The 15,065-nt window shown below is 43.9% G+C and carries 10 protein-coding genes and 1 pseudogene; 8 read left to right on the forward strand and 3 right to left on the reverse strand.

Going from position 1 to position 15,065, the window contains the following annotated elements; translation table 11 throughout:
* Positions 1-160: 160 nt before the first annotated feature.
* The 3 genes from B2863_RS05105 (at position 161) to B2863_RS05115 (ending at position 3,174) form a co-directional block, all read left to right on the forward strand.
* Complete coding sequence (locus B2863_RS05105; RefSeq protein ID WP_296207986.1) at positions 161-940, forward strand: response regulator; 780 nt, start codon at positions 161-163, stop codon at positions 938-940.
* A 16-nt stretch (positions 941-956) separates the two neighbouring features.
* Positions 957-2,738: a two-component system sensor histidine kinase CreC gene (gene creC, locus B2863_RS05110; RefSeq protein ID WP_296207987.1), complete on the forward strand. Its 1,782-nt coding sequence runs from the start codon at positions 957-959 to the stop codon at positions 2,736-2,738.
* A gap of 235 nt (positions 2,739-2,973) precedes the next feature.
* Complete coding sequence (locus tag B2863_RS05115) at positions 2,974-3,174, forward strand: hypothetical protein (protein ID WP_201566951.1); 201 nt, start codon at positions 2,974-2,976, stop codon at positions 3,172-3,174.
* A 134-nt stretch (positions 3,175-3,308) separates the two neighbouring features.
* Here B2863_RS05115 and aroC read toward each other — a convergent pair whose 3' ends face one another.
* Positions 3,309-4,412, reverse strand: coding sequence for a chorismate synthase (aroC, locus tag B2863_RS05120; protein WP_296207990.1), 1,104 nt, complete (start codon positions 4,410-4,412; stop codon positions 3,309-3,311).
* 144 nt (positions 4,413-4,556) lie between these two features.
* Positions 4,557-5,729 (reverse strand): 50S ribosomal protein L3 N(5)-glutamine methyltransferase, encoded by a 1,173-nt coding sequence (gene prmB, locus B2863_RS05125; protein ID WP_238053174.1) that lies wholly within the window; start codon positions 5,727-5,729, stop codon positions 4,557-4,559.
* A gap of 340 nt (positions 5,730-6,069) precedes the next feature.
* On the opposite strand from prmB, the gene B2863_RS05130 reads away from it, so the two are divergent.
* Complete coding sequence (locus tag B2863_RS05130) at positions 6,070-7,473, forward strand: L,D-transpeptidase family protein (RefSeq protein WP_296207992.1); 1,404 nt, start codon at positions 6,070-6,072, stop codon at positions 7,471-7,473.
* A 135-nt stretch (positions 7,474-7,608) separates the two neighbouring features.
* Here B2863_RS05130 and B2863_RS05135 read toward each other — a convergent pair whose 3' ends face one another.
* On the reverse strand, positions 7,609-7,821 hold the full coding sequence (locus B2863_RS05135; RefSeq protein ID WP_057759250.1) for a hypothetical protein: 213 nt from the start codon (positions 7,819-7,821) through the stop codon (positions 7,609-7,611).
* 276 nt (positions 7,822-8,097) lie between these two features.
* Here B2863_RS05135 and B2863_RS05140 point away from each other — a divergent pair, with 276 nt between their 5' ends.
* From B2863_RS05140 to csrA, 4 genes and pseudogenes are all read left to right on the forward strand, one after another.
* On the forward strand, positions 8,098-9,840 hold the full coding sequence (locus B2863_RS05140; protein ID WP_296207993.1) for a DUF389 domain-containing protein: 1,743 nt from the start codon (positions 8,098-8,100) through the stop codon (positions 9,838-9,840).
* Positions 9,841-9,994: 154 nt separating this feature from the next.
* The gene (gene alaS, locus B2863_RS05145; RefSeq protein ID WP_296207994.1) at positions 9,995-12,667 is read left to right on the forward strand and encodes an alanine--tRNA ligase; all 2,673 of its coding nucleotides are present in this window, start codon (positions 9,995-9,997) and stop codon (positions 12,665-12,667) included.
* Between the two features lie 357 nt (positions 12,668-13,024).
* A complete protein-coding gene (locus B2863_RS05150) occupies positions 13,025-14,311 on the forward strand; it encodes an aspartate kinase (protein ID WP_057759246.1) in 1,287 nt (428 codons plus the stop codon).
* Between the two features lie 423 nt (positions 14,312-14,734).
* Positions 14,735-14,902, forward strand: a pseudogene (csrA, locus tag B2863_RS05155) (carbon storage regulator CsrA); the annotation flags it as partial.
* Between the last annotated feature and the right edge of the window lie 163 nt (positions 14,903-15,065).

Genomic DNA, 15,065 nt, shown 5'->3' on the forward strand with positions numbered 1-15,065 from the left:
GCCTTTTTGTTGAATGTATTAAAATAATTACATCGTACACTATCTACTGAGCACCTTACTTTTTCATTAACTTTTCACACCATTTGACTCGTGGCAGCAAGAGCAGCCTGCTGTTTTGTGCTACGATAATTTACTAAGCTTATAAGATGATGTAGAGACTATGACCCATATTTTACTGGTAGAAGACGATCCTGCGATCGCGATGTCGCTCAAGGTCACCTGCAAACGCGAAGGTTGGCAGATAACTTGGTTGGATAATGCCAGTAGCGTGTTACCCATGCTGCATAGTCATGAAGCACAAGATCTGTCGGCGATCATTATGGATGTCGGTCTGCCAGATGGTGACGGCTTGAGCCTATGTCAGCAAATACGTCATACGCCTGATATCGACGCCTTAAAAGATTTGCCTATCGTGTTTTTGACTGCACGTAGCGATGAGGTCGATCGTATTTTGGGATTGGAGATGGGCGGTGACGACTATTGCGCCAAACCCTTTAGTCCACGTGAGTTGGTCGCGCGTTTAAAAGCCATTTGGCGACGTGAACAGCTGATTCAACAGTCAGGCTCTCATACCATAAACTCAGATAACAGTACTGATACTACTTCCTCGAATAATCTATCAGGACAAGCATTAACGTTTGAAAACCAATCTGGTGTTTGGCATTATCAACCGCTCAACTATTCATTAACGTGGCAAGAGCAAAAGCTTGAGCTTAGTAATACAGAACGCAAAATTTTGCTGACACTATTACAAGCACCGCAGCAAGTCTTTAGCCGTGAGCAATTACTTAGCGCTGTAAGCGACTATCCTGACCACCGCTTGGCGCGAACTATAGACAGTCATATCAAATCAATTCGTAAACAGCTCGCTATGGTAGATGCTAATGTCGATGTCATCCATACGCATCGCGGACTGGGTTATGCATTATGTCCCGCTTAACAGTGGCTGCTAGTTTATGAATAATAAAACCAATCCTGCTGAAAATGCTATTCATAATGACCAAAGCAATTGGTATGCCAAACTGCACCCCATTGGTACTGCTCAGCAAGCCCCTAAACGCAAACGACTGCTCAATTTAAGTATATTTTTTAGGATTTGGCTAGCCGTTGCGTTGGTGCTCGTTATATGCGGCGTGGTCGTGTTTACTCAGTTGTTTGGCTACGTCAAGCCAACCGCGCAGCAAGTCATCGAAGACACGCTCCTAGACACCAGTAAACTACTCGCGGCCAGTCTACAGGTGCCGTTATCTACAGGACAGTTATATGACGAGGACTATCAAGCGCAACTTGATGCTGCATTTGTCGGCATGCCAGCGATGGATGAAACGCTCAGTCCTGTCGATCAAACCAAAAGCTACAGTAGCTTTCGCGTATATGTGACAGACAGTAGCGGCATAGTCATTTACGACTCCCTGCCCAAACCTGATAATAATGAAGGGCAGAACTATGGACGCTGGAACGATGTCTATCTCACGTTAAAGGGACAATACGGCGCAAGAAGCACGCTGCGAGACTATCAGCGGCGTGATGGTTCGGTCATGTATGTGGCTCAGCCCATAAAAAATCCGTCTGGAGATATCATCGGTGTGGTCAGTGTCGGTAAGCCTGTCGCTAGCGTATTGCCTTATTTAGATAACACACGTAACCGCATGCTCATTACCGCACTACTTATCAGCATCGCCGCCCTTATACTGGCAGGTCTAGTAGCATGGTGGCTTAAGCAAAGCATCACTTTAGTGACTCAATATACCAGTGCGCTGGCAGAAGACACCAAAAAGCCCTATTTCTATCTAGGGCATGAGCTGAATAGCTTGACAGATACCATCGAGACTATGAAGCATCGACTCGAAAACCGTGCTTACGTCACTGATTATGTCCATACTTTGACCCACGAGCTAAAAAGCCCTTTGACTGCGATACGTGCCAGTAGTGAGCTGTTAGAGGACGATGGACTAGATGGCAATAAACTAGATGATGAAGATCGGCAGATGCTCATTGAGACGGTTGGTGAGCAAAGCGTAAAAATGCAACAGCTCATCGACCGACTTCTGTTGCTTGCTAAAGTAGAACAGCCTACCTTTAAACTCAACCAACAATTGACTCCCTTATTACCGCTTTTGCAAAGTTTGATCAAAGATAATACGGCCAAGCAGCAACAGCAGAATCTATACCCTATCGATATACATATTGATAATAAGAATGTGACCAATACTGCAAACTTGCCAGCAGAAATACTGGCATCAACCAGTGTGTATGCTGACCAGTTTTGGTTAATACAGGTACTGCAAAATGTGCTTGATAATGCGATACACTTTGCAAATCGTACCGTTGAGATTTCATTGCATAGCACTGCTCGGACCGTCACTATCGATATATTCAATGATGGTAAACTACTACCCGAATATGCTGTCGCAAAAGCATTTGAGCGTTACTTTAGCTTGTCTCATCAAAGCCTACCATCATCTCAAACAACGAATCAAACAGACAGCAATGACCTAAATACAGACTCGGTATATCCAACGACTGAGCCGAGGCAGACTGACCATAGTAGTAATACGCTTAAAAAGGGCACGGGCCTTGGTCTAACACTAGTGAAGCAAGTAATTGAACATCATGGTGGTCAGGTAGCCATCAATAATGTCCATGCCAATGCTGATAAAGCTACACCTGATAACACTGATACTAGTAAAAACCAGCGTTCTGGTGTGATGGTTAGTATCACCCTGCCATTGGCCTGAAAATAATAACTTATAGTCGATTCAATTTAAGAGTAGTACAAGGCAACCGAGTGCAGATGTATATGTGATACTTCAAGCGAGGTTAACGCTGTAATACTTTTATAGTGGAATGACTATATATGGATTCATCAACTTTCCATCATGACTACACAGGATTTCTACTTCTTTGTTTTACGATAGTACTAGGATCTGTTGAACCGTCAAATTCGTAAAGTAAATTAGGAGTAAAAAATCTATGTCACATCAATTAAAGGATAACCATCTTATCAATAACCTAATCGGCTTTAGCCGTCATCACTGTGCACAGACATTAACGAGCCAAGGCGTCGATAGTATTGAGTTTGGGCATTGGCTAGCGATTCCTAGTCAGCGGTTGTTATTGGTATTTCGACATCAGCAGTGTGTGGCTATTGATGAGTATCAACTGGCAGCCTGATACTTAGCTAGCTCAACACATTAATTGTATTTAGGTAACACCTGTATTTTATTTGGACATAAAAAAGCCCTTTATCATTTCTAGTAACAAATCACTGGAAACAACAAAGGGCTGATTACTCTACGACAAAAATACTAAGTAATCGATTGTACTGGCGGCTGCACATCCGCGTTTTGACCACGATGACGTAGATAGTGATCGAGCACTACAATCGCTAGCATCGCTTCGGCGATAGGCGTGGCACGCACACCAACGCAAGGATCATGACGACCCTTAGTTAGCATATCGACTGCTTCACCTTGAGTGTTAATGCTCTTGCCAGCAGTAGTAATACTAGACGTTGGTTTTAAAGCAATACTCACACGGATATCTTGACCTGATGAGATACCGCCCAAGACACCACCAGCATGGTTGGCTGCAAACCCATCTGGGGTCAGCTCATCACGAGCGCTATGTCCGAATTGACCTGCCACCGCCATCCCATCGCCAATCTCGACACCTTTGACCGCATTGATACTCATCATAGCATGAGCAATATCTGCATCTAAACGATCAAATACTGGCTCACCTAAGCCTACTGGCACACCGCTCGCAATGATATCAAGGCGCGCGCCGCAACTGGTACCTTCACGGCGCAAGTTATCAATCAAGGTTTCAAAACGGCCAATCGCTTCTTTGTCTGCACAGAAGAACGGATTGCTATTTACGAATTCCCAGTCAATTTGGCTTGGGTCTAAGACATTACTATGCTCATTGCCAATCTGAGTCACGTGACCACGGATTTGTACGCCCAGACGTTCTTGCAAGTATTTCTTGGCGATAGCACCAGCTGCTACACGCATAGCTGTCTCACGCGCTGACGAACGACCGCCACCACGATAGTCACGGAAGCCATATTTCATACTATAAGTATAGTCAGCGTGTCCAGGACGGAAAGTGTCTTTGATATCGCTATAGTCTTTGGATTTTTGATTGGTATTACGAATCAATAAACCGATAGACGTACCTGTGGTTTTGCCTTCAAATACGCCAGAGATAATCTCAACTTCATCAGACTCACGGCGCTGGGTTGAATACTTAGACGTACCTGGTTTGCGACGATCCAAATCTACTTGTAGGTCGTCTGCAGATAATGTTAAACCTGGTGGTACGCCATCAACGATGGCCATAAGGCCTGCGCCATGTGACTCACCGCAGGTGGTGACCGTAAAAACCTGCCCAATACTATTGCCTGCCATAACTGTCCTTAAACAAGTAAACGCTACTGATGACTATGTAACCAATCACTCATGGTCATTGCTTATACTGATTTTAATGAGTGATTGTATTGTTATTTATAGTTTCGGCTCATGAAGCCGACGTCTATTTAACCTAATATCTGTCTATTGAAGGCTATCTAATAGCTGAACATAAGAGGCAAACAATTGACGGTTTGAGATTAGCTCATCGTAGGTAATCGCAAAGACACCATGACCGCCATGTGCAAACTTCAACCAATCAAACTGGATTTCAGGATAGGCTTGTTTTAGGGCCCATTCGCTATCACCTACTTCACAGATCAGCAACCCATCTGGGCTAAGATAATCTGGCGCTTCAAATAAAATACGATGTACCAAATCCAAACCGTCTTGGCCAGCTGCTAGCGCATGCTCAGGCTCATATAAGAACTCAGGCGGCAAATCTGCCATGATAGCAGCGTCTACGTACGGCGGATTGGTGACGATAAGCTCATACTGGTTCTCAGCAGGTATCTTGGCAAACAAATCAGACTCGATTACGTTTACTTGATGGCCAAGGTCATGATGATCGACATTGACCATTGCCACTTCTAACGCGCCTTTATCGATATCAACAGCATCGACCAACGCATCAACGAAACGGGTAGCAAGCGCGATAGCGATACAACCAGAGCCAGTACACAAGTCCAAGATACGCTCAGGCTGTGACAATTGCTTCACATCCAAGCCATGATCATAAAATACCGCTGACTTTTCGTTCGGACTGACGCCCAATGGTTTGGCCAACTCGGTAACTTCAAAGTACGGATGGAACTGCTGACGAATCAACTCTGCAATCGGTGAGCGAGGGATAAGAACACGCTCATCGACATAAAAAGGCAAGTCGCAGAAGTATGACAAGTTAATCAAATAACTGAGCGGCTTACGCTCAGCGATACGCTCTTCTAACAGCCCTAGTACCAACTGCTTCTCAGACGTGGTCAGACGACAGTCTAAAATCTGCTCATTGGCAGACCAATCGAGAGACAAAGAATGCAGGACAATGGCTGACGCTTCTGCAAACTCATCGGTCGTGCCTTGTGCAACAACGACGTCGTAGTTACGCAGCTGCGTGACTGAAAAACGAATAAAGTCGCGAATACTGACAAGCTGCTCACGTGCTTCGTTTAGCTCTGCATGTAAGTTAGCAAATTCATCGTGCTCACCAAGAAGTCCAGTCTCTAAATCATACTCCATCTCACCGTCTAAGCCTTCAGACTCATCGTTGAAGTATTGGTTTTGAAACTCTTCTGCACTCATTGTTTGGTCTTCTGACATATCGCACCTTGTGGATTAACTGCTAGCGGGTTAAATTGCTTTTTGCTAAAAATCGTTATATTAAATAAAATTCAGTCATACATTATAGACGTAAACCTCTAGTAGCGCCAATAACTGTCATTTTTACTTGCACAAAAAATAGTGCGAATAATGAACAGTTTGCGTAAGAATCGAGCACGACCCCATACACACCTTGGTTAAATTATTACCCAACTGTAGCGAATACGTCAGCAGTTGACGTTTGGTAAGTCTTAAATGCAAAAAGATGTGTCAAAAGTTTGCGATGCAATCAAATTATGCGCATAATAGCCGCATTAGTAGCAACCACAAGTGACTCAATATGATGAAAATAAAGCCAATTATTACTGCCATATCTATCGCAGCTGTAAGTGCCAGTGTAGCCGCAATTGCTGCACCGGCCGATAGTACTCGCACATTGCCAGTACGCACGGCTGACGCTATGCCAGGTCTTGCCAAAAAGGTTAGCCTGAATGTGCAAGAGAACCGTAGTCGCTCAGATGGCGCTGCTACTGTACAGTTAAATACAGAGAAAGCGAAACCAGTCGACAGCATGAACCAGCTTATTAATAATAAGCAAGAAGCCAGTCAAAACGCGCTAGCCCCAGCTGCTGACAATATGAGTGCAGCAGAACTGACGCGTAAAGACGAGCAAGCTGACCGTAACGATGACATTAGTGAAGGTCAAGCCGTTGCTGCGCCTAGCGACCTATCATCTATCGACTCTTCTGATCCACTCGCTTTTGAATTACCAGAGAGTGAGAAGCGTCAAGACTTTAGCGATGATCCAACCATCAAAAACATCGAAGATAAGGATGGTAAGAAGCATACAACGCTGAACTTATCGAACTATGCTAAGCAAGTGAACGGTGCTGTCTGGTCACCTAATATGAAAGTCAACTCAGCGATGACGATCAAAATGCAGGCGCTGCTCGATTGGAACCATGCTTCTCCTGGTCCTATCGATGGCGGTTGGGGCATGAACAGCAAAAAAGCTCTCGTTAACTTCCAAACGATGAAGGGCTTGCCAGCAACTGGTAAAATGGATCAAAAAACTTGGGATGCATTGGTTAAAAATATCCCTGCGAACAAACCTGTACTGGTCACTTATACGTTGACCGCAGACGATATCAATACCAATTTTGCGACTACCCCTTCTGGTTCAGAAGCGAAATCAAAAATGAAGGGTCTTTATTATCAAGATATTAAAGAGATGCTAGGTGAACGTTTCCATATGGATGTACGTTACTTAGACAAACTCAATAAAAATAAAAAGTACGCTGTTGGCGAGACTATCACAGTGCTAAATACTCGTGACAAGCTGAACCAACGTATCAATCGCGTTGTCGCCAACAAAGCCGACAAAACGTTGTATGCCTACAATGGTGACAAATTGGTTGCTACTTATCCGACGACCGTTGGTAGCGATGCCACACCGTCTCCAAAAGGCACGTTCAAAATTATCAATAAAGTGAAAATGCCTTGGTATAAATCAACCGTCGGTGAAGGCGCTCAAAAGAAAGTTCATATGATAGCGCCAGGACCAAACAATCCAGTCGGTGTCGTTTGGATGGGATTATCTAAGCCTTCTTACGGTTTACATGGCTCACCAGTACCTGAAGGTATCAGTCGTCAGGGCTCAGCAGGTTGTGTTCGTTTGACCAACTGGGATGTGTTAGAAGTGTATGCCAATATCGAAAATGGCGCGGTTGTCGAACTTCAATAAATAGAACCTTATCAAATCTAGCTTCGATGCTAGTTATCAAGTATTTTTAATGATGATAAAAAAGACCTCAATATTGAGGTCTTTTTTTGTTTGCTGATAGGCGGTTCCACCTCACATCGATAACACTGCTTGTCTTTATGTTTTATAGCCTTCCTCATTCCCAGTAATACTACCAATTTTTTTGGTAAAGAATAATCCTGCAGGTATCGAAGCCAAAACACCCAATCCAACCGCTATTTGAATATGAAATATCTCATCGAACCCTGTAATGAGAGCACCAATCATAAAAAGTCCGATAGTCACGGTGGCTGTCATTGAGTAGATGACAGAAAATAATGGCCAGTTCATAAGTTATTCCTTATCTTTATTGTGGATATAATATATTTAACCTTAAACCCACAAAAAAAGTAAGTATTTACCGTGAACCCTTGTAGCAGCTATATTGAATGACTTTAGAATAAAAACCATGCTATTATTAAGGTTTTAGACTTAATCATAAGAAACATCAGTTCTTACCCCCATCTTCTCTCTACTCTTTTTTACAACTTTCAAGAATCCCCTATATCTTTATCTATTTATCATTACAATAATGACTTTCTTTATCTACTAAGAACGCTATCTGCTATGTCCTCATCTGAAAAAAATACTGCGCCTAACTCAGTGGATCAAAATGATTCACCAATCATTACTGATGCTTCTCACAATCAAAACGCAACAATTGACCCAGTAGTTGATGATGCCACTGTAGACAATAATGACAGCGAAGACAATCAACACAAGCAATCGACTGATACAGATGGCGAAACAGACTCCGAAGTAGACACTGAATGTGCGCAGCCGCCTGACGCTGAGATAACCATGGAAACCATCAGTGACGATGTGGTCGTAGCAACCTTAGAATCGACAGAACCTGAGTCACAATTAAATACTGAAGCGTCTGAGATTGCAGAGTCAGAAACTATAGAAGCGAAAGAAAAGTCAGATTTCTTCCAGTCGGATACGGCAGAAACAATAGAAAAGGGTGCTCAAGACGATAGTGATGCTGAGGTAACGGTAGAAGCAGAAGACGACACTGCCGATGACCCTGCTGATGACACAAACATCGCAGCACAGTCATCGGATAACAAAACAGCCAATCAACAAAAAACAAAAAACAAATCTAGTCGCAATAATGACCATCAAAATAATGACTCAGAAGATAAAAGCCAAAGTAAAGACACTGATGTAGAAGATAGCGATGTAGAAAACGAAAATGACGAGGATGAGGTTCAAGAGAAAAAAGAAGCCAAACTTGAGTCTTATAAGCAGTTTGTCGCCGAGCAATTCAGCAATCAAAAGGTAGATTACCCAGAAGTACGGGTTAGGATTGAGGCAAACGCGCTGCCTAGCAAGATGTACTTCATCATGAACATCCTATCTGCCATCATTGCCAGTTATGGGCTAGTGACTAATTCAGCAGCCGTGGTCATCGGAGCGATGTTAGTTGCGATGATGCTAGGCCCTATCACGGGTATAGCGCTAGCAATTATCGATCACCGTATGCCATTGCTACGCAAGTCGCTTTTTACCGTCATTATCGGTGTCTCGCTGGTGGTATTGGTCGGCTTTATCGTTGGTTGGTTACATAAAGACCAACCGCTAACGGCAGAAATCCTATCACGTACCCAGCCTACTTCCATGGATCTGATGATTGCCTTAGCAGGTGGTACTGCTGGTGCGTATGCGATGGTATCTCCGCATCTCTCGGTTGCTGTTGTCGGCGTTGCGGTTGCCACAGCCTTGGTACCACCACTGGCTGCTAGCGGTATCTTGCTCGCTAATGGCGAGATGCAGCTTGGGCTTGGTGCTCTGTTATTGGCAGCGACCAACATTCTTGCTATCCAGTTTACCAATGCGCTTGTCTTATGGGTCTTAGGGTTTCGTCGTTTGGTCGATGACGATTATAAGTCCAATACCTATCTGACCTTTTTGCAGCGGAACGCCGTGACTTTATTACTACTTGGGGGCTTAGGTGCCTATTTGACCATCAATCTACAGACCAATGCCAAGCAGCAAGTATTTGAGAGTAGTGTCAAAGAAGCGATCAACAACTACTTTATCGACCAAGGCAATGTATTGACCAATACGCAGTTTGATACCTCAGAAGAGAACCAAGTGGTGCGGGCAATCGTGCGTGGAGAGACTTTACCAAGCTCATATGACGTACGCCAGATTGAGACACTCATTACTAATGATATGGCAGAGAACTTCCCAGAGTACTTGCCAATCAAGCTCCAATTACGTTATTTGCCTGTACAAGTAATCGAGTCCAATCCAACCACGCAAGACAAATTGGATGAAACGGATGCGGCAATTTTGACCAACTAGTCTGCATACGCTACAAATTAGGCAGTGACTAGCACACGTATAATAACCTAGTAGTTATAACTCTTGTACCAAGAGCTTGGGCGTTTGTGCTAAAATCGCTTGCAAAATTATTTTATGTCATTTACTCAATTCTATCCGTCAGTAAGGAGCCGCTGTGAGCCAGCCATTTCGCTCAGCCGATATTCGCCAAGCCTTTATCGATTTTTTCATAAGCAAGCAGCACACCCAAGTTTCATCGTCTAGCTTGATTCCACACAATGATCCGACATTGCTATTTACCAATGCCGGTATGAATCAGTTTAAAGAGACCTTTTTGGGTATGGAACCACGTGACTATACACGTGCGGTAACCTCTCAAAAGTGCGTACGTGCTGGCGGCAAACACAATGATTTGGATAATGTCGGCTATACTGCCCGTCATCATACTTTCTTTGAAATGCTTGGTAATTTCTCATTTGGTGATTATTTCAAGCAAGCAGGCATCGAGTATATCTGGGAATTTTTGACCTCGGATAAATGGTTAGCGATTGATAAAAATCGTCTCTATGTCACTATTTATGAGACTGACGACGAAGCCTTTGAGATTTGGAATAAAAACATCGGCATTCCAAGTGAGCGCATCATTCGTATTGGTGATAACAAAGGTGCTCCTTACGCTTCTGACAACTTTTGGACGATGGGTGACACGGGTCCTTGTGGCCCTTGTACCGAGGTCTTTTATGACCATGGTGCTGATATCGAAGGCGGTTTGCCAGGTACCCCAGAAGAAGACGGCGACCGCTATATTGAGATTTGGAACTGCGTATTCATGCAGTTCAATCGTCAAAAAGACGGCACGCTATTACCACTGCCAGCACCTAGCGTCGATACAGGCATGGGGCTTGAGCGTATTAGTGCCATCATGCAAGGCGTTCATGGCAACTACGAGATCGATTTATTTGTCCATTTGATGGATGCGGCGGCTGAAATCCTAGAGATCAATAACGAGCAACAATCATCACTAAAAGTCATCGCCGACCATATTCGTGCCGTAGCGTTTTTGATCGCTGATGGTGTCACGCCAAGTAATGAAGGTCGCGGTTATGTATTGCGCCGTGTCATTCGTCGTGCGGTACGTCATGGCAACAAACTTGGCGCTGATAGCGAGTTCTTCTATAAGATGGTAGCGCCTCTTGTCGCTGAAATGGGCATTGCCTATCCTGAGCTACAAGACAAGCAGAGCGTCATCGAAAACGCCATTCAAAAAGAAGAAGCACAGTTTGCTAAAACATTGGCCCAAGGCTTACGTTTACTTGCCAGCGAACTTGAAGGCTTGCAAGATGGCGATACGCTATCTGGTGAAGCGGCATTTAAGCTTTATGATACCTATGGTTTCCCACTTGATTTGACCGCCGATATCACTCGTGAGCGTGGTATTGCTATTGATGAAGCGGAATTTGATGAGCATATGCAAGCACAACGTGAGCGTGCGCGTGATGCTGGCAAGTTTGACGTCGATTACAGCAGTGTCATCCAAGTAGAAACACCAACGACATTTATCGGCTATGAGCAGCTTGAAGAAGACGGCGTGACTATTGACGCACTTTATCAAGACGGTAACCCAGCAGACAGCTTAACAGAAGGCATGGAAGGCGTTGTGGTATTGGATCGCACCCCATTTTATGCTGAAGGTGGTGGGCAAGTTGGTGAGCTTGGTGAAATCCGTACGGCATCTGGTGTCTTTGAAGTACAAGATACCAAAAAATCTGGTCAGGCGATTATCCATTATGGTGTCGTGACCATGGGCGATATCAGCACTAAGCAAACCGCTGAAGCGCAAGTACTGTCCAGCATTCGTGCAGCCAGTGCAAAAAACCACTCAGCCACTCACCTATTGCACGCAGCGCTAAGAGAAGTATTGGGCGACGCAGTCACGCAAAAAGGCTCACTAGTCTCAAGCGAAGTGCTACGTTTTGACTTTGCTTACGATAAGCCTGTTAGCGCCGCTGAAATCATGCGTGTCGAACGTCTCGTTAATGAGCAAATTCAAGCCAACACCCCTGCCCGTATCGAGCACATGTCGATTGACGAAGCGATGAACCAAGGCGCTATGGCACTGTTTGGCGAAAAGTACGGTAGTGACGTTCGAGTGCTAACCATGGGTACAGACCGTATCGTTGATGGTCAGCGCAAGCCTTTCTCTATCGAGCTATGCGGTGGCTTGCACGTACAGCGTACGGGCGATATTGGTGTGCTAAAAATCACCAGTGAGTCTGGTATTGCTGCTGGTATCCGCCGAGTTGAAGCTGTCACTGGCATGAACGCAGTCAAAAATATTCAGCAAAGCGAGCAACAACTGAGCGAATTGGCAAGTCAGCTGAAAGTAAAACGTCCTGAAGTGGCGCAGCGTGTTCGTACTATGGCTGATAAGCAACGTGACCTAGAAAAACAACTAGAGCGTTTGCAACAAAAAATAGCCAGCGCTCAAGCAGCCAATTTGCTTGATGATGTACAAACGATCGCAGGTACGCCAGTTCTTATCAGTACATTAAGCGGTATCGATGGTAAATCTATCCGTACACTGATGGACGATATCAAATCAAAACTGCCTGATAGCGTGATTGTATTGATTGGTAATAAAGATGACCAATTAGCACTCGCAGCGAGCGTCGCAAAATCTGTTACTGCCAAAGTGAAGGCTGGTGATATTATTCGTCATTTGGCAGGTGAGCTTGGTGGTAAAGGTGGCGGTAAGCCTGACTACGCTCAAGGCGGTGCACCGAAGTCTGGCAACAGTACAGCGGTTATCAGCGCTCTACCTGCTTGGATTGAAACCCAGCTTAGCTAAGCTAGTGAATGTTAAACTCGCGAATATATTGGCATAGCGTCTCACAATGTACCTTATATTTACTGTATAGCTTTACTCTACTACGCATAGAATACATGATTGGTTATAACTACTATAACCAATCGCCATATATCTAAGCGCTCCTGAGGCTTAAAGTTATGCGGTAGATATGGTATAAAGGTCAACGTTTGGGCATATTGTTCATTCCATAAGGTTGATAGATACCATTAGAAGAACGAAACACCTAAAGGCATAACTCTTATCATCTGGCTTTATCTATACAAGCATTGACGAGCATCACATTGACTCTCCTCAATGACAATAAAAAGTCATTATTGAATAAATAGGTAGATTTTTATGGCGTTAATAGTACAGAAATACGGCGGCACCTCGATGGGCAGTATCGACCGCATCAAAAACGTCGCCAAACGAGTCAAACGCTGGCATGACAATGGTCATCAAGTGGTCGTCGTGGTCTCAGCCATGAGCGGCGAAACCAACCGTTTGATTGATCTAGCTCGCCAAATTAGCACGCAGCCTGATCCTCGCGAATACGATCAAATGGTCTCAACAGGTGAGCAGGTTTCTATCTCACTACTTGCCATGGCCATTAAAGAGCTTGGTATTGGTGCCCGTTCAATGACTGGTCGCCAAGTCGCGATTAAGACCGACAACGCCCATAACAAAGCCCGTATCGAAAGCATCGATGACAAAAACATACGCGAGCAATTAGATGCTGGCAATATCGTTATTGTGGCAGGTTTCCAAGGTATCGATGAAGAAGGCAACGCGACCACATTAGGGCGCGGCGGTTCTGATACCACAGGTGTGGCGATTGCTGCGGCCTTAGGCGCTGATGAGTGTCAAATTTATACCGATGTTGATGGTGTCTATACCACTGACCCTCGTGTGACCTCAAAAGCCAAAAAGCTTGAAAAAATTACGTTTGAAGAAATGCTTGAAATGGCAAGTCTTGGCTCCAAGATTCTACAAATTCGCTCAGTAGAATTCGCTGGTAAATATGGCGTGCCGCTACGTGTACTCTCTAGCTTTGATGAAAACACAGACGGTAGCTTTGACCAAGAATTTCAAGACAACGTGGGTACCCTAATTACGATAGACGAAGGAGACAATATGGAACAGGCAATCATCTCAGGTATCGCGTTCAACAGAGACGAAGCAAAAATATTGGTACGCGGCGTGCCTGACCATCCTGGTATCGCCTCTGCTATCTTAAGCCCAATTGGTCGTGCCAATATCGAAATCGATATGATTGTACAAAATCTTTCGGATAACGGTACGACTGACTTTACTTTCACGGTTAACCGCACTGATTTAGATAAGACGCTAAAAGTGCTTAACGAAGAAGTGAAAGATGAAATTGGCGCCAAAGAAATATTAGGCAACAGTGAAGTTGTTAAAGTGTCATTGGTTGGTGTTGGCATGCGTTCACACGCAGGTGTCGCTAGCCTTATGTTCCAAACACTGGCTGAAAACAACATCAACATCCAAATGATTTCAACCAGCGAAATCAAAGTGTCGGTTCTGATTCAAGATCAACACTTAGAAAAAGCCGTTAAATCATTGCACACGGCATTTGGCCTAGATCGTGAAGACGGTGAAAGTAAAATCGCTGGGCTATAAGACATAAAAACTGTTAAAATATAGCATTAGCATTGATGGTTATCTATTAACCGCTATTAATGACTTTATATAGTATGTAGATAAACAGCATTTAAATTAATAGCTTTTAAATTAATAGTATCTAAATAAAAACAGTACTTAAATAAAATAGGATCTTTTTAGGTCCTATTTTTATTTTTTAGCATAGTTGAAATGAGCATTTACCTAATAGTTTTGTGAAAAACCGTGACAGTATCTGTTATGCCGCCTATAATGGGGCTTTCATTTGGGCTAAATGAATCTACCTATCATTACCGCTATTGGCACGATATCTGGCATCGTGATAATGGTTATATTGCGTGTTTGGTGCTGCGGTAATGTTCTGCAATTGAGAAGTAATCTGATGAGTAATAATTTGTTGATGCGACATAAGGAGTGTGACGCATGTTAATTTTGACACGCCGCGTGGGCGAAACGCTAATGATTGGCGACGAAGTAAGTGTGACGGTTCTAGGCGTCAAAGGCAATCAAGTACGTATCGGTGTAAACGCACCTAAAGATATTGCAGTACACCGCGAAGAGATTTATCAACGTATTCAGCATGAGCGTTCTGTACAGTCGCAAATGCAGCATCTTGAGCAAGGCAACTTTTCGCCTTCGTTTGATGACGAAGACTACTTTAATCGCTAAGCTAGCTAAATTATAATGCTGAACGCTCAACGGCTACTATCATCATTGAGCACACATAAATATTATATTGTTTTTTTAATCTGCT

Source organism: Psychrobacter sp. UBA3480, assembly GCF_002377945.1.
In the GTDB taxonomy this organism is placed as follows: Bacteria; Pseudomonadota; Gammaproteobacteria; order Pseudomonadales; family Moraxellaceae; genus Psychrobacter.